This window comes from Methylomonas sp. TEB, from assembly GCF_047777895.1.
Classification (GTDB): domain Bacteria; phylum Pseudomonadota; class Gammaproteobacteria; order Methylococcales; family Methylomonadaceae; genus Methylomonas.
Genome location: NZ_CP180476.1, coordinates 2,667,253 through 2,691,318, shown reverse-complemented (window position 1 = coordinate 2,691,318; position 24,066 = coordinate 2,667,253). Strand labels below are relative to the sequence as shown.

Genomic DNA, 24,066 nt, shown 5'->3' with positions numbered 1-24,066 from the left:
CGCGTGTCTTTGTTGTTTGGCATCAATTATGCTCGAAAATTTATGAGATTTGTTTGTCAACTAATTGACTATCATAAGAAAAATTTTGCAACTAAGCGTTTTAAAATTCGCCACGCAACGAGTATCGGACTATTATTAGTCCTGTTTCCAGGAATGCTTTTGCGGCCTGGTTCGCAGTACGGAATTAAAAATGTGTTAAGCGATCGATGCTTAGATAGGAACGCATTTGCCATAGCGGATTGTTAATCGTCAGGGTAATTTTGGCCGCTACCGGCAGATAGCTTAGACCGAGCGGGTTGGACAAGCGTCTGTAACAGGAGGATTTGTTCGCCGAGCTCATAATGCCAACTTTGGAACAGGAGGAAATCATGAAAGCCCATGATTTTTCGTTTCTGAAGCAGTCCAAACCCATTTCCGCCGTCATTGGCGGCTGGCTGGTTATTTGTGCGCTAAATGTCCTCGCAGATGCGCCGCCGGTAAGTTTTGAAACGCCTTCCGCGTTAATTCTGACTCCTTCGGATCAAGCACTGACAGCCGATGCCACTGATAGCTCGAATCTTTTGTTGAGTAATGCCGGGCGCAGCACGGCAAACATTAATCCGACTGAAAAACGCAAAAGCCGACCGGTAAACTTGGGTTGTGGTGTCGATGTGAATCAATTCCCCAGTGAAGACAATTCGCTGTCTAGTCGATTGGTTGGGGCATGCGATTTGAAGCTTCGCTATTGAATTAGGTGTCTGTCGGCCGGGCCAGGTTCAGCCTGAAGTTTAAGTTTTTAGGCCTGGAAATATGCTTAGCCGACCAGATGTTGGATTTGCTGACTGGTGATCGCGACGGTATTTAATTTGCGGATTTGCGGTTCGATGCCGTCGAAATTGCCGCGAAACTCCATCAAGCGCAGTTCGGCTTCAACATCGGCTACATCCAGCAGGTTTTTCAGCAACCTATCCTGCATTTCTCGCCAGCCGCGCTGCCGGCCGAAATAACCTTCCAGGCATTCGCCCACCAGCATGAATGCCGCGGTAAATACGGTCAATACGGCAAACGCCAGTACCAACTTGGGTATTCCCTGAGTCAAGGCCGCTATCAATGCGCCCGCCGACACGGTGGCGATGGTGCTGCCGATCAGACGTAAGCGCACCGAGCCTCGCAAACGCGCGCTCAGCAAATTATAGTTACTCAAACACTCCTGCTTGACTAGGCCCTTGGTGTTCATGGCTAAATCGACCAGTAACTGCGATTGCGAAGCGCTGTCTTGCCCAAGTAATTTTCCGGGCCTGAGGGTTTCGGTGTAACCGGGGTGTTTCGCGCAAATTTGATCCAGCAATTCCGGTCTTAACCTGCTTAGCAGATTGACCAGAGCCTGTATATCAAGAGCGATTGAGTCAAGCATGCATATCTCCGCCGGGGCGAGTAAATGGACAACACCTCAATAATAACCGGGCTTGGCTATTGCGGGCACTGTTTTTTCGGCATTGCGCAAGTTTAGGAGAATTGGCGCAAAAGCCAAGGAGATAAACTTTGCTAAAGCAACCGGCCTTGATGATGTACGATTAGATCGCCTGAAATGTCTTAATTGATCGGCGTTTTGTTGGAGCGAAATTACGAGATTATTCCGGCCACGCCAGGCCTCGTGCTGCCTGGCGTACTGGTTAGAAAAGGGTTGTGAGTACCTAGCGGCAATCGAATTGCTTAGGCCAGTCCCGGTAATTGAACACCTGGCCTTCCTGACGTACGGTGTCGACTGCGGCCAAATCCAGGTCAGCGTAAACCCATTGAACTTCGTTATATTCGCCGATAGCCAAAATCCCGTTATTCGGAAATCCACGATCTACCGGCGTGTAAATCGCCGCCGCACCGCAGTTCAAATCCACCGCTTCCGACCAATCTGCGTTACCGACCAATGAGGCTTGTACCACGTAGCATTGGTTTTCCAAGGCGCGGGCTTGGCAACCGATGCGCACCCGATAATAGCCGGCTTCGGTGTCGGTGCAACTTGGGACCAGAATCAAGCTGGCGCCGCGTTCGGCTTGTTGGCGGGCATAGTGTGGGAACTCGCTGTCGTAACAGATATTGATCGCGACTTTACCAAATACAGTATCGAATAACTTGATGTCCAAGCCGCGGGAAATATGCCATTGCTCGTTCTCAAAGCGCGTCATGGTCAGCTTTTCTTGATAATCCACGTCGCCTTGCGGGGTGAAGAAATAAGCGTGATTGCGAAATTCGCCACTGTCGTGTTTGACCGGGTAAGTCCCGGCCTGAATGTAGACCCGGTATTCGGCTGCCAGGGTTTTGAATAGGTCCAGATAGCCCGGCAGCAAGGTTTGCAAGGCATCAAGTTGGCCGTTCAACGAAGAATAAACCTCCTTCGGAAACAAGGAGGCCAATTCCATGCACGCATATTCAGGGAACAGCAGGATGTCTGCTTTGTTCTCGGCGGCTTCTTTCACCCAGCGACGGGCTTTGGCTGCGAAATTTTCCCAGGTTTCCAGGAAGCTGATGTCGTATTGGGCGCTGGCGATTTTAGGCACGGTCTTCTCTCAACCAAAAAGTCATGGGTTTAGCGGTCTCGCTGGTGTCGTCGAGATCTTTCCAGGTGTAAGTGGTTTTCAGCTCGGGATGTTTGACGTAGCCCCGTTTGTTCCAGAACGCATCCAGCGGCACGTAATCGGCGGGCCGGCGCGGATGATCGACTGGGCGCTCGACACAGCAGAAAGTAATATGTTTGAAGCCGCCCAAGTCTTCGGCATGGGCTTCGCGTTGTTCGAAAAAACGCACGCCAATACCCAAGCCGCGATAGGCTTTGTTAAGCACTGACTCGCCGCAATAAAACACTTCATCCGGGTTGTAGCCGTTCTCAACGAATGGTTTTTTGACCTCGTCGGTTTCGTATTTCAATGGTATCGCCGTCGACGCGCCGATGATAGCGTCGCCATCGAATGCCAGCACGATGACGCTTTCCGGGCAATTTATGTAAGTTTGCAGGTATTTCTTTTCGTACTCGTAATCGCCGTCATACAAATACGGAAAATCCCGGAACACCTCAATGCGCAGGCGCGCCAGTTCCGGAATGTATTGAATCAAGGCTTCGCCGCTGAGGCGCTGGATGCGGATGTCTTTGCTCATGCTGGTTTGCGGTTGAATGAAAACAAAATGTCGGTCGCCAAGGTTAAGGCGCGAGAGACATATTGTATTGTAGGCGGTGGCGAATTGCCTATGGCAAAGGTTTATGAATCTATCACACCGGCCAGCTAATCAATTTTCAACGCAACTCCTGTTTCGTCAAAGCGTAACAGGTCGATCTCGCCGTCCGCATCCGTTATTTCCGCCTCGGCTAGAACCCCGTTAGCATGATAGGTATAGACGTGGCGTAATTCCACTTCCCCGTAGACGAGTTTTTCCAGCAGCATCAGACGCTGGTCGGCAGCGTAGCAGCCGCGAAAGTAGGTGTTGCGGTTTTCCAGATGGCTTTCGTCTGCCAATTCGTTGACCAGTTTCAACGGTAGTTTTACGCCGCTATAGCTAATGAAATAGCGGGTATCGCAGTTTTCTAATTCCACTTCAATTTTCCCAGGCAAAAAAACTAATTACCGCAATATTTGTGCCGAAATAGGTGGCCCGAATTACCTGGGGTCGCCGGTGATTTCGCTCGGCTACGCTGTGACAAATCGTTCGCGGCTTTTGCGGATTGTCGGTTTTGCTACAGTGAGCCGAGCAGCAATCCGGTGGGGAAATGTCACAATTGCAGCAAAGGCATGGCGAATAAGCGCAGTGCATCCGCCAAGCACTGAAGGGAAAGCGGGAAGCGTTGCGCTTATCCGCCCAATGACGATCCGACTGGCTTCGTTTTTGCTTGATCTAGGTTTTTATTCAGCCTGGTGCCTATGAAACTGTTTCTGGATTGGTCGTCTTACGAAAACGCCGGGATGGGCGACGCCTATGCCGATATTCCCAAGCATGGCGCCGATTTCGCCAAGGCCGTGGCGGTGTGCATCGGCAGTAAGCAATGCGAACGGGATGCTAAAGGGGTGATGTGCCCCAGTTTTAGGGTGACGCAAAATGCCGGTTTATCGCCGGGCGGACGAGTCAGGGCGTTGAAGGCGGCTTTGAACGCCGATGATGATGCGGCTTTTTTCAATCCGGAACTCGCCGAAACCATGGCCTTGTGTATAAGTTGCAAAGGCTGCAAGCGCGAGTGTGAAAACGAAGTGGATATGGCCTTGATCAAGGCCGAGTTTCTGGCGCAGCAAGTGCAGCGCAATGGCTTGACGCTGAGGCGGCGCTTGTGGGCAGAATTGCCGAAAATACTACGTTGGCGCGTGCTCCGGCCCTTAATCCAGTGGCGTAATCGCACTCCTCTGCTGGCGCGTTTAGCTGAGGCTTGGCTGGGCATCAGCGCCAAAGTCCGCTTGCCGGAACCCGCCGCGCAAGCGTTTCAGGTGCCGGCCCAATCCGAATTAAGTTTGCATCCGGAGTTAGCCGACAAACAGGTCGTGCTGCTGGTCGATACCTTTAACTATTACTTCAACCCGGCTGCTGCAGAAGCGGCTAAAAAGTTGCTGAATACCGCCGGCTACCATGTGCATATCGCTACGCCTTTGGCTGGCGATGAAGCGGATCGGCCTTTATGCTGCGGCCGCACTTATTTTTCCAACGGTCTGATCGATAAGGCCCGCATCGAAGCGCAGCGGATGCTGGAGGCTCTCGCCGAGCATGTTGCTGCGGGGCGCACGATTGTTGGTCTGGAGCCATCCTGCATCCTCAGTTTGCGCGACGAATATTTAAAGCTGGGCTTGGGCGAACCTGCGCAAAAACTGGCGGAAAAGGTCTTGTTATTGGAAGAGTTTATCGTACGCGAACAAGCCGGCAAACGCTGGCCTATAGAGTTTCAAGCCGTCCCCGGCGTCAATAGTTTGTTGTTACACGGCCACTGTCATCAAAAAGCCGTTGGTGCGATCAAGTCGGTGCGCAAGTTACTCAAGCAACTGCCGGATTTGAAATTCGAGCTGATCGAATCGACTTGCTGCGGCATGGCCGGCAATTTTGGTGTCGAAACCGAGCATTACGACCAAGCCCAGGCTATGGCCGAGCTGGCCTTATTTCCAGCGCTGCGCGCCGAACCTGACGCATTGCTGGTCAGCAACGGTTTCTCTTGTCAGCAGCAGATCGGTAATGGCGGTTTCGCCAAGCCGCTGCATTTAGCCGAAGTACTTTGTTTAGCCTTACCGTCACAGGATTGATGCTATGAAATTAACCATCGACAAACGTCATCTCGAACAACTGCTTAACGATCACCCCCGCTTACGAAGCATCAATGAGCAATTGCGTTTTGGCACCAAGGCGCAAGTGCCTTACGATTTACTCAGTGAGGCAGAATTAGCCAGTCTGGCTGACATCTACTTGCAACACGGTGAAGCCTTACAACAGCAAGCGGCGCTATTGATAGCATTGCAAGCGGCGCTGGCCGACAACAGCCATCGCTACAACGTCGATCAATTGGAATTGCTGCTGCCGGCCATTGCCAATTATTTATTGGAGGGCGGGCTGCGTGGTTGGCTATTTCATGTGCAGCCTTCCGGCAGAACCTTGGCTTATCTGATCACTCGCCTGGATTACACCCCACCGGGAGAAGAAGAAGCCGGGCGGATCCTGATCGAATTGAAGGCCAACACCAAGGGTAAAATCATGGTTGAGAGCTTGATCATTCGTAGCAAAGATCTCGCTAACAAAACTATCCCTGAGATTTTTGCCACCAAAGGGTACTTAAAAGAAACCCCGGAATTAATCGCCAGTTACGATGAGGCTACCGCGCGGTATTTTGACTGGCGGGCCCGCTATGGCGAGCAGTTTTCCGGTTGGGGGACCGGCGAATATGCCGAGGACCCGACCGCCAGCCATCGCAGTAGCGATTGGACGCGGAAGAATACGGTAGTCATGTCCTCGGGTGGCGGGATCTGCCGTTTGGTCAACGACGAAAATATCCTCAGCGAACGGGCTTTGAGTCTGGATGCCTCCGGCGACATTCTCGGCACTTATCTACGCAAAGCTGGCAAAAGCATGCGCTACGACAGCAAAACCGAAAGCGCCATGGAAGCCGCCAAAGCCGAGGTACCCAAGGGCATGTTTACAGAAATGCCGGTGCATGGCTATATCCTGATGTTTCATCTGGAATTACATCACCACGTCTGGGTGCATGTCGACGATACCCAGCCTTATGTGTATCAGCCGGAGTTGAAACAAAAATTGATACTGCCGCCGGAACAAACCGATTTGATCGACATCCTGACGGCGGAAATGGACATGCTGATGGACGACATCGTCGCCGGCAAATCCGGCGGTACCACGGTGCTGTGCGCCGGTCCTGCCGGCGTGGGCAAGACGCTGACCGCCGAGGTCTATTCGGAAATCATCAAGCGGCCCTTGTATCGAGTGCATTCCGGACAGTTGGGTTTAAACGTCGCGGAGATGGAAAAAACTTTGAAGGACACTTTGATCCGCGCCCAGCGCTGGGGCGCGGTGATGTTGATCGACGAAGCCGACGTGTACATCAAAAGCCGTGCTGACAACCTGGCCTCCAATGCCGTGGTCGGTGTGTTCTTGCGGGTGCTGGAGTATTTCAACGGCCTGCTGTTCCTGACCACCAATCGGGTGGACGACATCGACGAAGCCATTATTTCCCGCTGTATCGCCATGCTGCGCTACCACGCCCCGGACCATGCGGACAGATGCAAAATCTGGCGGGTCATGACCGAGCAATTTAGCTTGCCGGTCAAAGAAGAATTGATCGACGAACTCGCGGCCATCTTTCCCGGTGCTACCGGTCGCGACATCAAGGGCCTGACCAAATTGGTCGCTAAGTTCTGTCAGCAAAAACAACTGGCGCCGGAGCTAGAGGTATTTAAGCGCTGCTCGGTGTTTAGAGGCCTGGAGTTGTTGGACAAAGCCGCCTAATTGAAAAATCGGGTGGCTGTTTGCATCGATTAAGGGTGAATCACAAATACACTTAGTATTGTTACTGTTTTATTAAGTAAAACAATAAATTACCGCTTGCGTGTATTGTTGAAGTTAAATAAGCCGATATAGTGAATGCGAGATTTCGTTTCGACCGATAAACGGTCCTGGAGGCCAAATGAAGATCGCTAAGATAGGAAATACCGGTATAGCTATGCTGATCATTGTCATTGCCGGTTTGCTGGGCATATTACCGATGGGATTGGTCTTTTCCATATTGCTCTTTGCCGCATTGATGCGTGGTAGCGTGATGTTGATTGATAAAGCCATTGATAGCGGGGCACAAGCGAAGGAAATTGATCGGCATTAATGATATTTACCAATAGCCTGAAGTTTAGGAAAACCAATCCTTAGGACTCTGGTGGCCGGCATAAAAGTTAAGTTGTATACATTAAGCCCAACATTCGCATTTTGTTGGGCTTCGCTCTGCTCTCTACATTATTGCAATATCACAACCGGTTGAGCACCGTCGGGTCGGGCGGCTAGCGCCCCACCATAGTAGTACTCTTGGCAAAGGAGGGCATCGAGGACTTTGTCATCAATGTCCGGCCATTGCCCAATAAGCTCGAATTCAACGGAGTCCATTTTGCGGAACATAATGTTCGAATTAACGGGCGCCGCCAGGCGTCCCGTTGAATGAGGGGTTAGGTTTCAATTTTTGATACTGAGCCATCGTCATTCAGGTAGCAAGCTTGATTTGCTAAAACGTCTTCCATGATGGCCCGCGCTGTATCGTTCAGAACGACCTCATCAGTAGTTTGGAAGCGATGCATTGTTAGGCGGTATTGAACTTCAGCGATACGAAGCAAGCCTAGCTCCGTTTTGTCGTATAGATCGACTGGCTCCACAGTGCCTATACCTTCTTCTGTCATTGTTTCGTTAACGAACTGAACGAGACCAATTTTCTCTTCTCCATTCGCATCGAACAGCACGGTGTTTCGGTTCCACTGAGAAGCCATTGAAAAAGAAGTCAGCCCTCTTTCTTTGAGGCGCTCTTTGGCTTGTTCTTCGTCGTATTTGATGCGCAAGATATCCGTGTTCGGGGCAGTGAAATTTGAGGTGATGCTCACAAATTTGAGCAGGTGATTGACAGTGACTAGGCGAACGCCATTCGCTTTGGCTATGAGTACGGCGCCTTGTTGATACCCTACGGTAGTAGCAAATACTCCAGTGACGTTTCCAATGTCTTGGATGGTTCCGACAAAAGAAGCTACATCAGATTTTTTTACTCGACTGTTGTAGTGCTTGCATTCGATACAGGTCTTGTAGGTGACGCCAGCAACTTTGAATTCCCAATAGACATCAATTTGATGCGTGGCCCCGGAACGGCCTTTTATCTTCACGTTGTGAAGAACGTTTACGTTGTCAAATTGATCATTTCGGACGAGTGCCGCGTGAAGATCGCGTACAAGAACTTCATATTCAGTTGATATGCGTGTCATATACGAGGGGTTGGAACTTAACGTTTGACTTAACAGGCATTTTACAGCAGAGCGCAGCGGTGCTGTAAAATGTCCTTGTTGAAGGAATTGTTATGTATAAGTAGGTCACGCCTTGTTAATTAGATAATTGATTTAACCAAAACTTTTTACGAGCATATATGCAAGATAAAACTTTTCAAGCAAAAAGAAAGCATCATTATGTTTGGGCTAACTATTTAAAGCGATGGTCAACTAATGGTAGGGATATTTACTACACAACCATTACAGGAAAGATTAAATATGATAGCGTTTTAGGCTTAGCAATGGATAAGGACTTTTACCAATTAAAGCCAATAGACTCTTTTCAGCTTGAAGTTATTAAACGCATTTCAGCACAATCACCAGAGAAGCTGCAAGAACAACATAAAGCATATTTTTCAGACTTCTGCAAATTACAACAAGCGGAAGAGGCATATAACTTAAGTGCCACTAAAAATATGGGTGTTGACAAAGCTATTTATGCAACTAAATGTAACTTGCTTGAAAATTTGCACGCGTGCTATGAAAGCGATGCCTGGCCAATATTGAATGAACTGACAAATGGGAATTTAAATATTTTAGATGACGATAAAAATATGATTAAATTTATGGTGTTTTTAGGGCACCAAGTTACAAGAACTAAAAATTTTAAGGACATAGCTATTCTTGCTACATCAAATAATTCTACAGAGCTTGGTATAAAACTTAAAAAAGCAATGGAAGATGCATGGTGGTTTATAAGCTATATGTATGGTATGAATTTTGGAGCAAGCTTGTACTTTAGCCGAAAACAGGAAAATCATTCATTGCTTTTAAATAATACATCTGTTCCTTTTATTACTTCAGATCAACCATTGATAAATGTACATCCTAATATACGTGATGATGTTTTTAAAGCACCCTCTGAATCTGAGTTTGATTTTTACTACCCTATTTCACCAAAGTATGCATATTTCATAAGTGCGTCGCACAGATTTGAAAAAGGTATTATAACGATAGATGAAAATACTGTAATTGAACTAAATACTAAACTGTCAAAGCACGCAATTACACATATTTTTTCTGATCGAAAGGAAATTCTAGAACCCTATAAAAAATTGGTTGGTCAAAATATAAAGAAAGCTGGCGAACATTTTGAAAATATTAAAAACTCATAGGCTAACATAATGTACATAACTACAATTAGACATCCTAAATGACGCAAAACACTGCGTCAAAACGATATCCAAACGTTTTAAAAAATAAAAATATCTTTTCATTTCAACTGTGTGTCTGCATTTAGCACTGCCTAAATCAAATTGGTTAACCATCAAAAGTTTACCCAGACTACTTCTGCAACCGCCCCCGCCGCGCATCCATTGGATTCTGCTTTAAAGGCCGGTAAATCTCCACACGATCTCCGGCGCTGAGATACTTATACAGATTACAAACCTGTCCAAAAATCCCAACCTTCTGCTGAGTCAAATCAATTTCCGGAAACTCCCGCAATACCCCGGAAACTTCTATGGCTTGATCGACGGTGGAATTTGCCGTCAGGCTGACAGGAATCAGCAATTGCCGTTCTGGCGTGGAGTAAGCCACCTCAACCGCAATCAACTCATCCGCCATACAGAGCTTTTGCGCGTTGGGTGAAGGAGGTGACCATGGTGTTGCAGATTTGATTGAACACCGGGCCAAAGGCCAGGTTGGCCAGCATGCCGGAGATCTCGAACTCCAGGTCCAGAGAGATTTTGCTGGCATCCTCCCGCAACGGCATGAAGCTCCAAAAGCCTTCCAGCGAGGAAAACGGCCCGTCCAGCAAGCTGATCTGGATTCTGCCGCCTTGATCGACTTTATTGCGGGTGGTAAAGGATTTATGAAAGCCGGCCTTGGCGATGTCGATTTGGCCTTCGACGATGTTGCCTTCGCGTTTCAATATTTTGCTGCCGGAACACCAAGGTAAGAACTTGGGATACGACTCGATATCATCTACCAGATCAAACATTTGTTTGGCGGAGAATTTGACCAAGGCGCTTTTTTGTACAACCGTGATCATCTACAGCACCCCGAGTACATGTAAGAAGACGATAAATACCGCTGCCGGTGCCACGTATTTGATCAGAAATTGCCAAGCTTGAAAGCCTTGCGCCGGCAGTTCCAGCTCCTGTTCGGCATGGACTTGTTTCATCATCCAGCCGGCAAACACCGCGATGCACAAACCGCCCAAAGGCAGCATCAGGTTGGCGGTTAGGTAATCCAGCAGTTCGAACAGATTTTTATCGAAGATTTTAAAGCCGGACCAAATGTTGAAGGAAAACACCACGGCTACGCCTAGGCCCCAGCAAGCGGTGCCTGCCCAGACGCAGGCTTTTTGCCTAGCAATATTTTTGTTTTCCACCAGCCAGGCCACGGCCGGTTCAATCAAAGAAATTGACGAGGTGAGGGCGGCGAAAAACAGCAGTACAAAAAACAGGACGCCGAATAACCAACCGCCACTCATGTGACCAAAGGCTAACGGCAGCGTTTGAAAGATCAGGCCCGGTCCGGTGGCGACTTCCAATTGATTGGCAAACACCAAGGGAAAAATGGCGATGCCGGCCAGCAAGGCCACGGCGGTATCCGCGCCGGCGATGAAAAACGTGGTTTTGGCAATCGAGACATGGCCGGGCAGGTAAGAGCCGTAAACCATGATCGCGCCCATGCCCAAGCTTAATGTAAAGAATGCATGGCCCATCGCGGTAAGCACCGCGTCGGCGTTAATTTTGCTGAAATCAGGGCTGAACAAAAAGTGGATACCTTGCGGGTAAGAGCCCGATGCCATAGCGTAAGCCACCAAAATAATCAGGATCACAAATAAGGCCGGCATTAAAAAGCGCACGGCTTTTTCCAGACCGCCTTTCACCCCGCGCATCACCACTTGCATTGTGATGAACATGAACACGGTGTGCCAGAAAATTTGTTGAATCGGACTGGCCATCAAATTGTCGAACATTTCCTTCACTTCGCCGCCGTCGGTACCAAAAAAGCCGCCGAAAAAGGCTTTAAAAATGTAAGCCATAGCCCAGCCGGCAATCACGCTGTAATAGGCCAGAATTAAGAAACCGGCGATCATACCCATCCAGCCTAAATAGCCCCAGCGCGGATCGACTCTGGCTTCGGCAGCTAGGGTTTGCATGGTGTTGATCGGGCTTTGCCGGCCGCGGCGGCCCAACATAATTTCCGCAATCATGATCGGTATGCCGATGGCTGCCACGCAGATTAAATACACCATCACAAAAGCGCCGCCACCGTTTTGGCCGGTGATGTAAGGAAATTTCCAGATATTACCCAACCCGACCGCCGAACCGGTGGCGGCCAGAATAAAGGCGAAACGGGAGGACCATTCGCCGTGAATGGATGGGGTTTTATCGGTCATGTTGGAGAGCCCTTGTGTTTTTATGTCGTTATTTAACGGGTGTGTGAGTAAAATATCAAAATTCACGTTTTCAGTCAGTTTAAAAAATCTTCGGTACGCAATGGCAGCCAAAAAATCCAAGAAGGACAACAAAGCCACCGATAACACGATTGCGGTTAATCGCCAGGCCTCCCACGAGTACACCATAGACGAGACTTTCGAAGCCGGTTTGGTATTGGAAGGCTGGGAAGTCAAAAGCTTGCGCGACGGTCGGATTCAACTCAAGGAAAGCTATGTCGAGATCAGGCGCGGCGAAGCCTGGTTGAGCGGTGCGCACGTGTCGGCGCTGCTGTCGGCATCTACCCACGTCAACCCCGATGCTGTGCGCAAGAAAAAATTGTTGTTACACAGACGTGAATTGAACAAATTGATCGGCTCCGTGGAGCGCAAGGGTTATACCTTGATTCCGTTGTCGATGTACTGGATTAAGGGCCGTGCCAAGTTGAAAATCGGTCTGGCGAAAGGTAAAAAATTGCACGACAAACGCGCGGCGTCCAAAGACAAAGATTGGCAACGCGACCGCGCCCGCATCATGAAGCACGGCTAATCTCGATGGCGACGCATCCCAATTTACTGGAGGCAGACAACAGCGTATTGCTGGTGGTGGACATTCAACAGCGTTTGTCGGCGGCGATGCCGGCTACCGACTTGCAACAAATGCTCTCGCACGGTCAGCGCTTACTGAAAGCCGCCGAGCTGTTGGATGTGTCGGTGTTAGTGACCGAACAGTATCCGCAAGGGCTAGGGCCTACTCAAGCAGATATTGGTGAGTGTTTGCCCGGCAGCGCCCGGATTTTCAGTAAAACCGGTTTTTCTTGTTGCGCCGCGGACGGTTTCAAGCAAGCCCTGGCTGACACCGGTCGGCAGCAAGTGGTGATCATCGGTCAGGAAGCGCATGTGTGCGTGTTGCAAACCGCACTTGAGTTGGTAAGTGCAAACTATCAAGTGCATGTGTTGGCTGATGCGGTTTGCTCACGGCAGGTCCAGCATAAAGATTACGCCTTGCAGCGCATGCAGCAGCAAGGTGTTACGTTGAGTTGTCACGAATCCGTGTTGTTCGAATGGTTGCGGGATGCTCGGCATAGTCATTTCAAAACTATTTCAGCGCTTTTGCGCTAGTGCCACGGGGGATTAATGCTAAGGAAGGGATGGAATGCGGTCTTACTGGGGCTGTTGCTGATACAAGGTTGTGCGGAGCCGCTGCCGCCGTTGCATACGTTTAGCGGTTTTGCGCAAGGGACCACTTACCATATTAGCTATTGGGCGCCGCAAGCCCTGGACGAGGCGCAAATCACCGCTGCAGTTGAAAAGGTATTTCTGGATTTGGATAAAACCTTGTCCAATTACCGGCCTGATTCGCTAATCGAGCAGTTCAATGCCAACGCTTCGACGAATGCTCAGCCAGTCGGCGAGGAAATCGTGGCTTTGGTTAAAATCGCGCAGAACGTCAGCGCCCTGAGCCAGGGGTGTTACGATTTGACGATCAAACCTTTGTTCGAGCTTTGGGGCTTCATGGGTGATGATTTGACTATTCCCGACGATGCAACGTTACAGGCTGCTTTGGCGAATGTCGGCATGGACAAGTTGCAGTTGGTGGACGATAGCCATATATCAAAAAAACTGCCGAATTTGCGTGTCGATGTGTCGTCGATAGCCCAGGGTTACAGCGTAGAGAAAATCAGCAATGCGCTGCAGGCTATGGGTATCCAAAACTACTTGGTGGAAATAGGCGGCGAGTTGAAAGCGCTGGGTAGCAAACCGGACGGCAAGGCTTGGCGGATTGCGGTAGAAAAACCACTGCCGGGCGAACAAAAAATGCATAAGGTCGTGACCTTGCCCAAAGACAGCCCTATGTCGGTGATGACTTCCGGCACGTATCGGCATTATTTTGATGTCAAAGGTAAACGTTACAGCCACATCCTCGATGCCCGCAACGGTGCGCCGGTTACCCACGATTTAGTGGCGGTCAGTGTGTTTAATGAAAGTCCGACTATCGCCGATGCCTGGTCTACCGCTTTGCTATGCCTGGGGCAGGAAGAGGGGATGAAGCTTGCCGATGCCGAGAAATTGCAAGTGATGTTTATTCAGCAGCAAGGCACCGAGTTTTTGGAAAGCAAAACGAGAGCCTTGACCATGTCTACCCAAGTGACGATTAACTAGGCTTAGTTCTATCGTGGTAGTATCCGCGCAAAACTAAATCGGGGGGATTTTATGTGGGGTCTAAACGATCAGTTGACGTTCGCCGTGCACGGTGGCGGCGACAACGGCGGGGGAGTGGCTGGCGGGGTTGAGAGCTTGTTGTCATTCCTGGAAGTGCTAGTGCGCCAATCTCCGGCGGAAAGCTTTAATAGCGTGTTGCCCGGCATTGCCGCGCTTCAGAATATTCATCCCCTGCTGGTACATTTTCCGATTGCGTTGCTGACCTTGTTCTTTACATTGGATTTGATCGGCAGCTTGGCGAAGCGCTCGGAATGGCGGCAGATTGCCGGTGCATTTTTGTATCTGGGTACTGTGTTTGCCGCGCTTACCGTGGCGGCGGGTTTGGTGGCGGCAGGGAGTGTCGCGCATGGTGGTGATGTTCACGAGATCATGGAGCATCATGAGCACCTAGGTATTTCGTTATTGAGTCTGGCCGCGCTGCTGTCAGCGTGGCGCTTGTTGAGTAAAGGGCTGATAGCCGGACCGGCAAACACGCTATATTTATTACTGGCGGCGATTTTATCGGCTTTGCTGGCTTTTACAGCCGATCTGGGTGGGCTGATGGTTTATAAGCATGGTGTGTCCGTGCAAGCGGCAGATCAGGTCAATCGCGCGGCAGCACTGGCCCATGAACACGAGGGCGTTGCGCCGCAGAATTTGCCTGCAACGCCTGACGAAACCGAAATTGAAGATTTGAATCCGGAAGATACCCATCAGGATGAAACGCCGCATGGCCCTGCCGGTCATCATCACGACCATGATCATGCGCATTGACGCCCACCTGAGTAGCCACCGGACGAAGGCTGACAAGGGTCAGCCTTTTTTTATTGGCGCGGACATGACATATCGGATACCTGTGTTATCCTACGCCGCCATTTTTTATGAGGCTTTCGATGCGTACCCGCGTTAAAATTTGCGGCTTTACCCAGGTGGAGGATGCGCTTTGTGCGGCCAATTTGGGCGTCGACGCGATTGGTTTGGTGTTTTATCCGCCCAGTCCAAGAAACGTCAGTATTGAACAAGCCACAAGCATCAGTAGAGCGTTGCCAGCTTTTGTTAACGTGGTAGCCTTGTTCGTCGATGCTGAGCCGGCTTTGATCCGCGAAGTATTGAATAAAGTGAGAGTGGATTGCCTGCAATTTCATGGCGACGAGCCTGCTGAGGATTGCCGGATTTACGATAAATCGTATATCAAAGCCATTCGCATGCAATCCGATACCGATGTCGTCGGCTTGCAACAGCAGTACCACGACTCGGCCGGGTTACTATTGGATGCTTATCATCCGGGCGTTCAGGGCGGCAGCGGTAGCAGTTTTGACTGGGATTTGATACCAAGCACCCGCAGTTTGCCGATCATTCTCGCGGGCGGATTGACGCCGGAAAATGCAGGGGAAGCGATTAAAACTGTAAAACCGTATGCACTGGATGTCAGCAGCGGTGTTGAGGCCGGGAAAGGCATCAAGGATGCGGCGAAAATGGCTGCTTTCATAAGAATAACTAATCAAGCGACTTGAGAACTATGACAGATAGATACGATATGCCGGATACCCGGGGCCATTTCGGGCCTTACGGCGGTATTTTTGTTGCGGAAACGCTGATGCCGGCCATAACCGAACTGAACGAAGCCTACCAGCGCTATATGCTGGATCCGGAGTTTATTGCCGAGCTGGATGCGGATCTGCGCGATTATGTTGGCCGGCCGTCGCCGCTGTATCACGCCGAACGCTGGAGCCAGCATCTGGGCGGTGCGCAGATTTATCTGAAGCGTGAAGATCTCAATCACACCGGCGCGCACAAGGTAAATAACACTGTTGGGCAAGCTTTGCTGGCGAAGCGCATGGGCAAGACTCGTATCATCGCCGAAACCGGCGCTGGCCAGCACGGCGTTGCTACTGCCACTGTAGCCGCGCGCCTGGGTTTGGAATGCGTGGTTTACATGGGCGCTGTCGATGTCGCGCGCCAAGCCTTGAATGTTTATAGGATGAAGTTGCTTGGCGCTACCGTGGTGCCGGTCGAGTCAGGTTCCAAAACCCTGAAAGACGCGCTGAACGAAGCCTTGCGCGATTGGGTCACCAATATCGACAATACTTTTTACATTATCGGCACCGTAGCTGGTCCGCATCCTTATCCTGCCATGGTCCGTGACTTCCAGGCCGTGATAGGCCGGGAAGCTCGCCAGCAATGTCTGGATCAAGCCGGCAAATTGCCCGATGCTTTGGTTGCTTGCGTTGGCGGTGGTTCCAATGCCATCGGTTTGTTCTATCCGTTTATCGACGATGCCGGTGTGAAGATGTATGGTGTCGAGGCTGCCGGCGACGGTATCGAAACCGGTCGTCATTCCGCGCCGTTATCGGCCGGCAGACCCGGCGTATTGCACGGCAATCGCACCTATCTGATGGCCGACGACGACGGTGAGATTATTGAAACCCATTCGATTTCCGCCGGTCTGGATTATCCCGGTGTCGGCCCGGAGCACGCCTGGTTGAAAGATACCGGCCGCGCTCAATATCCGAATATTACTGACGATGAGGCCCTGCAAGGCTTTCATGCCCTGACCAAAATGGAAGGCATTATCCCGGCGTTGGAGTCCAGCCACGCGATGGCTTACACGATGAAACTGGCGCCCACCATGCGCAAGGATCAAATTATTATCGTCAACCTGTCCGGACGCGGCGACAAAGACATGCACACCATTATGCAACGCGAGGGCATCAGTCTATGAGCCGTTTAGCCAACAAATTTGCTGATTTAAAAGCCTCCGGGCGCAAAGCCTTGATCCCTTTTATTACCGCCGGCGATCCTTATCCGGAATTTACCGTACCACTGCTGCATGAAATGGTGGCAGCTGGCGCCGACGTGATCGAATTAGGCGTGCCTTTCTCCGATCCAATGGCTGATGGACCAGTGATACAACGCGCCAGCGAGCGCGCTTTATCTCATCATGTCGGCTTGCGGAAAGTATTGAGCATGGCCATGGAGTTTCGCAAAACCGATCAGGACACTCCGTTGGTGTTGATGGGTTATCTGAATCCTATAGAAATTATGGGTTACGAAGACTTTGCGAATGCAGTGCAGCGCGCTGAGGTTGATGGTGTATTGACGGTGGATTTGCCGCCGGAAGAATCCGAGTCTTGTGTTCGTATGCTGCGTGAGCGAGGCATTGATCAGATCTTTTTACTGGCGCCGAACACCAATGCTGAACGGATCCAGAAAATGGATGCGGTGGGTAGCGGTTACTTGTATTACGTGTCTCTGAAAGGTGTCACGGGTGCGGGACATCTGGATACCGCCGATGTCGAAGAAAAGTTGCAACTCATTCGCCAGAATACTGCACTGCCGGTTGGGGTTGGTTTTGGTGTTAAAGATGCCGATACGGCCAAAACCATCGCCGCGATTGCTGACGGCGTCGTGGTGGGTAGCGCGTTGATCAGTAAAATAGAAGCGAATCTCGATGATCCTCAGCAAGCCAAGCATGAGATCATCACTTTATTGAAATCCATGCGCGCAGCCATGGATGTTTAAGCTTTCAAGCGGAGACTACACCGAATGAGTTGGTTTGAAAAACTGGTTCCCTCTGCCATCAGAACCGAATCCTCGCAGAAGAAAACCACCGTGCCGGAAGGCTTGTGGAATAAATGTCCGCGTTGCGATGCGATTTTGTTTAACGCCGAGCTGGAGAAAAACTTAAGCGTTTGCCCAAAATGCGATCACCATTTACGCATTTCGGCGCGTAAACGCTTGAATATGTTTTTGGATGAAGACGGCCGTCAAGAAATCGGTGCTGGATTAAAGCCCAGCGATCCTTTGAAGTTTAAGGACAGCAAGCGCTATAAAGACCGGATTAGTCAGGCGCAAAAACAAAGCAACGAAAACGATGCGTTGGTGGTGATGAAGGGCACGCTAAAAGGTGTCGGTATCGTTGCGGCGGCGTTTGATTTTGGTTTCATGGGCGGCTCGATGGGTTCGGTGGTTGGTGAGCGATTCGTGCGCGGCGTGAACGAAAGTTTGCGTTCGGGTGTGCCGTTCATCGTCTTTACTGCCAGCGGCGGTGCCAGAATGCAGGAGTCTTTGTTCTCCCTGTTTCAAATGACCAAAACCAGCGCGGCCTTGACCAAACTAGCCGAAGCCGGGATTCCGTATATTTCCTTCATGACCGACCCCACCATGGGTGGTGTTTCCGCCAGTTTGGCGATGTTGGGCGATATTAACGTCGCAGAGCCGGATGCCTTGATCGGCTTTGCCGGCCCGCGAGTCATCGAGCAAACCGTGCGCGAGAAGCTGCCGGAAGGTTTCCAACGTAGCGAATTTCTGCAGGAACACGGGGCCATAGACATGATCGTTGATCGCCGCGAGATGCGCGATAAAATAGCCAGCATTCTGGCTATTATGTGCGCCGGTAGCAGCAGTGCCGACGTGGTCGGAGTGATTGCCACCAGCGAGCCATTAAGCAATCAGGGTGAGAGCGATAATCTGCAGTCTCAGGAATAAATACGGTCGAAATGACACGTTTTGATTCGCTGCAAGCCTGGTTGGATTGGCAGGAAAAACTACATCCTCGGCCTATCGATTTAGGGTTGGGAAGAGTTGCTGGCGTATATCGGCAGCTTAATCCCGAACAAAAAAAACCGCTAACCATCACCGTTGCTGGTACCAACGGCAAGGGTTCCTGCGTGGCGTTTCTGGAAGCGATCTATCGGGCCGCGGGCTACCGGGTTGGCGCTTACACATCGCCGCATATTTTGCGCTATAACGAACGCATTCGTATTGATGGTGTGCCGGTCGAGGATGCCTTGATTTGCGATGCTTTTACCCGCATTGATGCGGCGCGCGGCGAGACCAGTTTGAGCTATTTCGAGTTTGGCACGTTGGCAGCCTTGGGTATTTTCGCCGAGGCAGATCTGGATATTCAGTTACTGGAAGTCGGTTTAGGCGGCAGACTTGATGCGGTGAATATTATTGACCCCGATGCAGCGATTGTGACGACGATAGCACTTGATCATGTGGATTGGCTGGGGCATACCGAAGAAGCCATCGGTCGGGAAAAAGCCGGCATTTTTAGAGCCGGTGTGGCGGCTATAATCGGCGATGCGCAAGCGCCACGCTCAGTAGTCGAAGTAGCCGAGCAAGTCGGAGCCATTGCGCTGCAAATGGACAGCGAATTCAGTTATCAAAAACAGCGCGATAGCTGGGAATGGCGCTCTGCGGATAAGCAAATAGATCGCTTGCCGGCGCCGGCGTTTAAGGGCGAACACCAATATCGAAATGCTTCCGCGGCGATTATGGCTATAAACACCCTACAGCCTTTATTAGCGGTCAGTGACGATGCAATTCGGCAAGGCTTGGAAAGTGCCCGGCTAGCAGGACGTTTTCAGTTGATTGCCGACGCGCCGCGCATTTTGCTTGATGTCGGGCACAACCCGCAGGCTGTGCAAACATTAATCAACTATTTGTCTGAATACTTCCCCGAGATCAGAATACATGCAGTTTTTGCAATGATGCGGGATAAAGATATTGCCGGCGTATTGAACATGATGCGCGACAGAGTGACCACGTGGTATTTAGCGCCACTTGCTAATCCTCGCGCTGCAACTCCGGATATGTTAGAAACCATCTTTCAGCAACAAGGCCTGGATAACGTCCGTAGCGGTTTTACCGATTTTACCGAGGCATTTCAAACCGCCCGGCAAAATACCGGACAGGACGACTTGCTTTTGATTTTTGGTTCTTTTTTTCTAGTATCCGAATATTTATCGAAATTTTCTTAGAGGTGATCAGAATGGATCAAGAGTTAAAGCAGCGATTGATTGGTGCGGCGGTCATTACCGCGTTGGCGGCGATTTTCGTGCCGATGTTATTTGACGACCCGATAGACGAAACCGGCAAAAGCATCAATGAATTGAAAATTCCCGAGCTGCCTGCCAAGGCTCAAGATGTGGAAATCATGCCTTTGCCGGAAAAAGTTGAAGAGGTGGCGGAAACTCTGCCGGCCGAGACTGCGCCCAAACAAACGATGAAAGTGCTGGAAGAAGGCGAATCGGAAGCAGAGTTGGAAGCGCCCAAGCCACAAGTTAAATTGACCGCTAAAGAGACCGCGCCGGCGCTACGCAGTCTGCCGGCCGCCAAACCTGCTACACAGGCGGCAGCCGTGGCGCAAGTCGATGAAGAACCCGCTGAAGCGGAAGACGTGCCGCCGGCAGTCCTTAGCAAGCCAAGTAAATCGCCGGCGCCTGCCGTCCAGCCTTTACAAGCGGTGAGTCCGACTCCGAAAGTGCTTAAACCGGTTAACAAATTACCTGAACCCAAAGCAGAGGTAGCGGCAGTTGCGGCCCCTGCACAGGTGGCTACACCGGCCAGCAAAGCGCCGGCGGCGGCCGAGGACAGCAATCGCTGGTATTTGCAGGTGGGTACGTTCAGTCAAAAACCCAACGCAGTCAGTTTGCAGGATAATCTCAAGCAACAAGGTTTCGCCGCATCGGTTAGAGAGGTTGCCAGCGATAAAGGTACTGTGTTTAAAGTACGCATAGGGCCTATCGTTGATAAAGCCAAGGCTCAGGCGGTTAAGGCCAAATTGGCGCAAATTAACGTCAACAGTTTTGTTTCGGCGGACGAATAGCCCTTTGCCAACGTCGTTTTGTTTGATTTAGCCGGCTAGATCATGTTGGATTTTGTACCCTGGGCCAAGTTGCTGTGGGTGGATTACGTCGTCATCTCCATTATCTTGATTTCGGCGATAATGGGCCTAATGCGCGGATTTGTTAAAGAAGCGTTTGCATTGGTGCTTTGGATAGTGGCGGTATGGGTGGCAACGCAGTACTGCCGCGATGTTTCGGTATTGTTGCAATCGACCATCAGCTATCCTTCGGCCAGAATCGCCGCCGCGTTCGCGTTGCTTTTTTTCGCCACCTTAATTTTGGGTAGTTTAATCAGTTTTTTGCTGAGTCAGCTTATCGAGAAGACCGGCTTGACCGGTAGTGATCGTCTGCTGGGTATGTTATTCGGTATTGCCCGCGGGGCGGTACTGGTTTCCTTGTTGGTGATGCTGGCCGGGCTAACGCCGTTGCCGGAAGATCCCTGGTGGAAACAATCCCTTCTCATTCCTCCGTTCCAAGCCTTGGCGATGTGGTTGAAAACCCACATGCCGACCGGTTTGGCGGATTACATCCATTATCGATAACTTGGGTCTGCTATGTGTGGTATTGCCGCTATTGTTTCCAATCAAAGTGTTAATCAGGATTTATACGACGCCCTGACGGTACTTCAGCACCGGGGTCAGGATGCCGCCGGTATTGTCACGTGCGACGGTAGCCGTTTGCATTTGCGTAAGGATAACGGTTTGGCGCGGGATGTATTTTCCAGCAAGCAAATGATGAAGCTGAAAGGCAATATGGGCATTGCCCATGTGCGCTATCCGACCGCGGGTTGCACCAGTTCCGCGGAAGCCCAACCTTTTTACGTGAACTCGCCGTTCGGTTTGACCTTGGCGCACAACGGCAATCTGACCAATACCGAAGAACTGAAATATCAGGTGTTCATGGATGACCAACGTCACATCAATACCGATTCAGATTCCGAAGTATTGTTGAACGTATTCGCGCATGAATTGGCGCAATTCGGCAAACTCAAACTAACCGTGGATGACGTGTTCCAGGCCGTCAGTGCCGTGCATAAGCGTATTCGCGGCGCCTATGCCGTGGTGGTGATGATCGCCGGTTTCGGCGTACTGGGTTTCCGAGACCCACATGGCATTCGCCCCATTGTGTTTGGCAAACGCAAAACCGAGGATGGCACTGATTACATGATCGCTTCCGAAAGCGTGGCGCTGGACGTGTTGGATTTTCAATTGATACGCGACATCGAGCCGGGCGAAGCCGTGTTCATCGAAGCGGATGGTCAGTTACATACCCGGCAATGTACCGAATTAGTCGATCATTGCCCGTGTATTTTCGAATATGTGTATTTCGCCCGGCCGGATTCGATCATCGACAATATTTCGGTGTACAAAGCCAGAATGCGGATGGGCAGAAAACTGGCAGAAAAAATTCAACGGGAATGGCCGGACCACGACATCGACGTGGTGATTCCGATTCCGGATACCAGCCGCACCGCTGCGTCCCAGATTGCCCACGACCTAGGTGTGAAGTTTCGCGAAGGCTTTATGAAAAACCGCTATATCGGCCGGACTTTCATAATGCCTGGACAAAAAATGCGCAAAAAATCGGTCAAGCAAAAACTGAATGCTATTTCGCTGGAATTTGACGGTAAGAATGTATTGTTGGTAGACGATTCCATCGTGCGCGGCACGACTTCCGAGCAGATCATCCAGATGGCCCGCGATGCCGGTGCCAAGAAAGTATATTTTGCGTCTGCGGCGCCGCCGGTTCGTTATCCCAATGTCTATGGCATTGATATGCCTGCCGCGCATGAGTTAATAGCGCACGACCGTACCGAGGAGGAAATTTGCCAGGCCTTGGGCGCGGATAAGCTGATTTATCAAAGCTTGGACGATCTGATCGAAGCGGTCGGTAGAGGTAATCCGGACATCAAGCATTTCGATACCTCATGCTTCAGCCACGATTACATTACCGGCGATATCGACGATGCTTATCTGGCGCGCATCGAAGCCTTGCGCAATGACAATGCGCAGGAATTGCGCAACAGCAGCAGCTTTATCATAGAGATGCAGGTTGCAAAGTAACAGGACCCGAAATGAGTGAATTTGATTGGCAAGATTATGCCCCAGAAACTCAGGCCATCCGCACTGGGCACAAGCGTACTCACGAAGACGAACATAGCATCCCGATTTTTGCTACCTCCAGCTATGTGTTCAAATCGGCTGAGGAAGCGGCGCTGCGCTTTACCGGAAAGCAACCCGGCAATATCTACTCACGCTTCACCAACCCGACCGTCAGCGCGTTTCAAGAGCGTTTAGCGTATCTGGAAAAAGGCGAGCGCTGCCTGGCGTTTGCGTCGGGCATGGCGGCGATCATGGCGGTGGGTATGGCTCTGCTGAAGGCTGGCGACCATGTAGTCTGTTCGCGCAGTGTGTTCGGCAACACGGTACTGACTTTCCAAAATTATTTCGGCAAATTTGGCGTCGAGACCGATTTCGTCAGCTTGACCGATCCGGCGGCCTGGGAAGCGGCGATTAAGCCTAATACCCGGTTTCTGTTTCTGGAAACGCCGTCCAATCCTTTAATTGAAATCGCCGACATTCGGGCCATAGCCGATATAGCACATCGGCATGGCGCGCTCTTGGTGGTTGATAACGTGTTCTGCACGCCGATCTTGCAGCAGCCATTAACCTTGGGCGCCGATTTGGTGGTGCATTCCACGACCAAATACATCGATGGCCAAGGGCGTTGCGTCGGCGGCGCGGTGGTAGCCAACGAAGAATTAATCGAAAAATACGTGTATCCCTATCTGCGTACCGGCGGCGCGACGATGAGCCCGTTCAATGCCTGGGTGTTTCTGGGTGGACTGGAAACGCTGGCTTTGCGCATGAAAGCGCATTGCGATAGTGCGTTTGAACTGGCCAAATGGCTGGAGCAACAACCGGCTGTAGCCAAGGTGCATTACCCCGGATTGGAATCGCATGCCCAGCACGAGTTGGCTAAGCGCCAGCAGACGCATTTCGGCGCAGTGGTCAGTTTCGAATTGCAAGGCGGTAAAGATCACGCCTGGCAGCTGATTGACTCGACACGCATGTTGTCGATCACGGCGAATCTAGGCGATGTCAAAACCACTATCACCCATCCCGCAACGACCACGCATGGCCGGTTGACGCCGGAAGCGCGCGCCGAGGCTGGAATCAAAGACAGCTTGGTGAGAATTTCGGTGGGCTTGGAAAACATCGATGACATCAAGGCCGATTTGCTTAACGGACTGACAAGTTAATGATGGTGCGGGGCGGTCAAGCCTGCTGTCTCGCCACGCAAATCCAAAATTAAGCTATCTTTGACC

Annotated in this window: 26 protein-coding genes; 18 read left to right on the top strand and 8 right to left on the bottom strand. The window is 50.9% G+C overall.

Translation table 11 applies throughout. The annotated features are described in order from the left end of the window. Positions 1-368 precede the first annotated feature (368 nt). Complete coding sequence (locus ACMXD4_RS12045; protein WP_415878192.1) at positions 369-728, top strand: hypothetical protein; 360 nt, start codon at positions 369-371, stop codon at positions 726-728. Between the two features lie 65 nt (positions 729-793). Here the strand turns inward: ACMXD4_RS12045 and ACMXD4_RS12040 are convergent, their stop codons facing one another. The 4 genes from ACMXD4_RS12040 to ACMXD4_RS12025 all read right to left on the bottom strand — a co-directional run bounded on the left by ACMXD4_RS12040 (position 794) and on the right by ACMXD4_RS12025 (position 3,563). Further along, positions 794-1,393 carry a hypothetical protein gene (locus ACMXD4_RS12040; protein WP_415878191.1) on the bottom strand — a complete coding sequence of 200 codons (600 nt, stop codon included), beginning with the start codon at positions 1,391-1,393 and terminating at the stop codon, positions 794-796. Between the two features lie 280 nt (positions 1,394-1,673). After that, positions 1,674-2,534, bottom strand: coding sequence for a carbon-nitrogen hydrolase family protein (locus tag ACMXD4_RS12035; protein ID WP_415878190.1), 861 nt, complete (start codon positions 2,532-2,534; stop codon positions 1,674-1,676). Next, on the bottom strand, positions 2,527-3,129 hold the full coding sequence (locus tag ACMXD4_RS12030) for a GNAT family N-acetyltransferase (RefSeq protein ID WP_415878189.1): 603 nt from the start codon (positions 3,127-3,129) through the stop codon (positions 2,527-2,529). The genes ACMXD4_RS12035 and ACMXD4_RS12030 overlap by 8 nt, the downstream gene beginning before the upstream one ends. Before the next feature lie 125 nt (positions 3,130-3,254). Further along, positions 3,255-3,563 carry a DUF6156 family protein gene (locus ACMXD4_RS12025; protein WP_171695294.1) on the bottom strand — a complete coding sequence of 103 codons (309 nt, stop codon included), beginning with the start codon at positions 3,561-3,563 and terminating at the stop codon, positions 3,255-3,257. Between the two features lie 324 nt (positions 3,564-3,887). On the opposite strand from ACMXD4_RS12025, the gene ACMXD4_RS12020 reads away from it, so the two are divergent. The 3 genes from ACMXD4_RS12020 (at position 3,888) to ACMXD4_RS12010 (ending at position 7,324) form a co-directional block, all read left to right on the top strand. Continuing rightward, the gene (locus ACMXD4_RS12020) at positions 3,888-5,243 is read left to right on the top strand and encodes a (Fe-S)-binding protein (protein WP_415878188.1); all 1,356 of its coding nucleotides are present in this window, start codon (positions 3,888-3,890) and stop codon (positions 5,241-5,243) included. Positions 5,244-5,247: 4 nt separating this feature from the next. Continuing rightward, positions 5,248-6,954, top strand: coding sequence for an AAA family ATPase (locus ACMXD4_RS12015; protein ID WP_415878187.1), 1,707 nt, complete (start codon positions 5,248-5,250; stop codon positions 6,952-6,954). A 178-nt stretch (positions 6,955-7,132) separates the two neighbouring features. Continuing rightward, the gene (locus tag ACMXD4_RS12010) at positions 7,133-7,324 is read left to right on the top strand and encodes a hypothetical protein (RefSeq protein ID WP_171695297.1); all 192 of its coding nucleotides are present in this window, start codon (positions 7,133-7,135) and stop codon (positions 7,322-7,324) included. A gap of 334 nt (positions 7,325-7,658) precedes the next feature. Here the strand turns inward: ACMXD4_RS12010 and ACMXD4_RS12005 are convergent, their stop codons facing one another. Continuing rightward, positions 7,659-8,456: a restriction endonuclease gene (locus ACMXD4_RS12005; protein ID WP_415878186.1), complete on the bottom strand. Its 798-nt coding sequence runs from the start codon at positions 8,454-8,456 to the stop codon at positions 7,659-7,661. Between the two features lie 158 nt (positions 8,457-8,614). Between ACMXD4_RS12005 and ACMXD4_RS12000 the strand changes: the two genes are divergently transcribed. Next, entirely contained in the window at positions 8,615-9,631 is a 1,017-nt protein-coding gene (locus ACMXD4_RS12000; protein WP_415878185.1) for a DUF4238 domain-containing protein, read from the top strand. A 169-nt stretch (positions 9,632-9,800) separates the two neighbouring features. On the opposite strand, the gene ACMXD4_RS11995 is transcribed toward ACMXD4_RS12000, so the two are convergent. The 3 genes from ACMXD4_RS11995 to ACMXD4_RS11985 are packed head-to-tail and all read right to left on the bottom strand — an operon-like array spanning position 9,801 to position 11,868. Next, a complete protein-coding gene (locus tag ACMXD4_RS11995) occupies positions 9,801-10,082 on the bottom strand; it encodes an RnfH family protein (RefSeq protein ID WP_415878184.1) in 282 nt (93 codons plus the stop codon). Further along, positions 10,072-10,509 carry a type II toxin-antitoxin system RatA family toxin gene (locus tag ACMXD4_RS11990; protein ID WP_020481596.1) on the bottom strand — a complete coding sequence of 146 codons (438 nt, stop codon included), beginning with the start codon at positions 10,507-10,509 and terminating at the stop codon, positions 10,072-10,074. Before ACMXD4_RS11990 ends, ACMXD4_RS11995 begins: the two co-directional genes overlap by 11 nt. Continuing rightward, positions 10,510-11,868 carry a sodium-dependent transporter gene (locus tag ACMXD4_RS11985; RefSeq protein ID WP_415878183.1) on the bottom strand — a complete coding sequence of 453 codons (1,359 nt, stop codon included), beginning with the start codon at positions 11,866-11,868 and terminating at the stop codon, positions 10,510-10,512. It lies immediately after the preceding gene. A gap of 100 nt (positions 11,869-11,968) precedes the next feature. Here ACMXD4_RS11985 and smpB point away from each other — a divergent pair, with 100 nt between their 5' ends. The 13 genes from smpB to ACMXD4_RS11920 all read left to right on the top strand — a co-directional run bounded on the left by smpB (position 11,969) and on the right by ACMXD4_RS11920 (position 24,000). Then, the gene (gene smpB, locus ACMXD4_RS11980) at positions 11,969-12,454 is read left to right on the top strand and encodes an SsrA-binding protein SmpB (protein ID WP_020481594.1); all 486 of its coding nucleotides are present in this window, start codon (positions 11,969-11,971) and stop codon (positions 12,452-12,454) included. Positions 12,455-12,459: 5 nt separating this feature from the next. Next, complete coding sequence (locus tag ACMXD4_RS11975) at positions 12,460-13,026, top strand: hydrolase (protein ID WP_415878182.1); 567 nt, start codon at positions 12,460-12,462, stop codon at positions 13,024-13,026. A gap of 15 nt (positions 13,027-13,041) precedes the next feature. After that, positions 13,042-14,067 (top strand): FAD:protein FMN transferase, encoded by a 1,026-nt coding sequence (locus tag ACMXD4_RS11970; protein ID WP_415878181.1) that lies wholly within the window; start codon positions 13,042-13,044, stop codon positions 14,065-14,067. A 51-nt stretch (positions 14,068-14,118) separates the two neighbouring features. Beyond that, positions 14,119-14,880 carry a DUF2231 domain-containing protein gene (locus tag ACMXD4_RS11965; protein WP_415878180.1) on the top strand — a complete coding sequence of 254 codons (762 nt, stop codon included), beginning with the start codon at positions 14,119-14,121 and terminating at the stop codon, positions 14,878-14,880. Positions 14,881-14,999: 119 nt separating this feature from the next. Next, positions 15,000-15,620 (top strand): phosphoribosylanthranilate isomerase, encoded by a 621-nt coding sequence (locus ACMXD4_RS11960; RefSeq protein WP_415878179.1) that lies wholly within the window; start codon positions 15,000-15,002, stop codon positions 15,618-15,620. Positions 15,621-15,625: 5 nt separating this feature from the next. Next, the gene (gene trpB, locus ACMXD4_RS11955; RefSeq protein WP_101052402.1) at positions 15,626-16,828 is read left to right on the top strand and encodes a tryptophan synthase subunit beta; all 1,203 of its coding nucleotides are present in this window, start codon (positions 15,626-15,628) and stop codon (positions 16,826-16,828) included. Further along, a complete protein-coding gene (trpA, locus tag ACMXD4_RS11950) occupies positions 16,825-17,628 on the top strand; it encodes a tryptophan synthase subunit alpha (protein WP_415878178.1) in 804 nt (267 codons plus the stop codon). The genes trpB and trpA overlap by 4 nt, the downstream gene beginning before the upstream one ends. Positions 17,629-17,652: 24 nt before the next feature. Then, positions 17,653-18,594 carry an acetyl-CoA carboxylase, carboxyltransferase subunit beta gene (gene accD / locus ACMXD4_RS11945; protein WP_101052404.1) on the top strand — a complete coding sequence of 314 codons (942 nt, stop codon included), beginning with the start codon at positions 17,653-17,655 and terminating at the stop codon, positions 18,592-18,594. Positions 18,595-18,605: 11 nt separating this feature from the next. Then, positions 18,606-19,871, top strand: coding sequence for a bifunctional tetrahydrofolate synthase/dihydrofolate synthase (gene folC / locus ACMXD4_RS11940; RefSeq protein WP_415878177.1), 1,266 nt, complete (start codon positions 18,606-18,608; stop codon positions 19,869-19,871). Between the two features lie 11 nt (positions 19,872-19,882). Beyond that, positions 19,883-20,719, top strand: coding sequence for an SPOR domain-containing protein (locus tag ACMXD4_RS11935; protein WP_033158652.1), 837 nt, complete (start codon positions 19,883-19,885; stop codon positions 20,717-20,719). Positions 20,720-20,761: 42 nt separating this feature from the next. Next, on the top strand, positions 20,762-21,280 hold the full coding sequence (locus ACMXD4_RS11930; protein ID WP_415878176.1) for a CvpA family protein: 519 nt from the start codon (positions 20,762-20,764) through the stop codon (positions 21,278-21,280). Between the two features lie 12 nt (positions 21,281-21,292). Beyond that, positions 21,293-22,801 (top strand): amidophosphoribosyltransferase, encoded by a 1,509-nt coding sequence (gene purF / locus ACMXD4_RS11925; protein ID WP_101052408.1) that lies wholly within the window; start codon positions 21,293-21,295, stop codon positions 22,799-22,801. An 11-nt stretch (positions 22,802-22,812) separates the two neighbouring features. Further along, complete coding sequence (locus ACMXD4_RS11920; protein WP_171695310.1) at positions 22,813-24,000, top strand: O-succinylhomoserine sulfhydrylase; 1,188 nt, start codon at positions 22,813-22,815, stop codon at positions 23,998-24,000. Positions 24,001-24,066 lie beyond the last annotated feature (66 nt).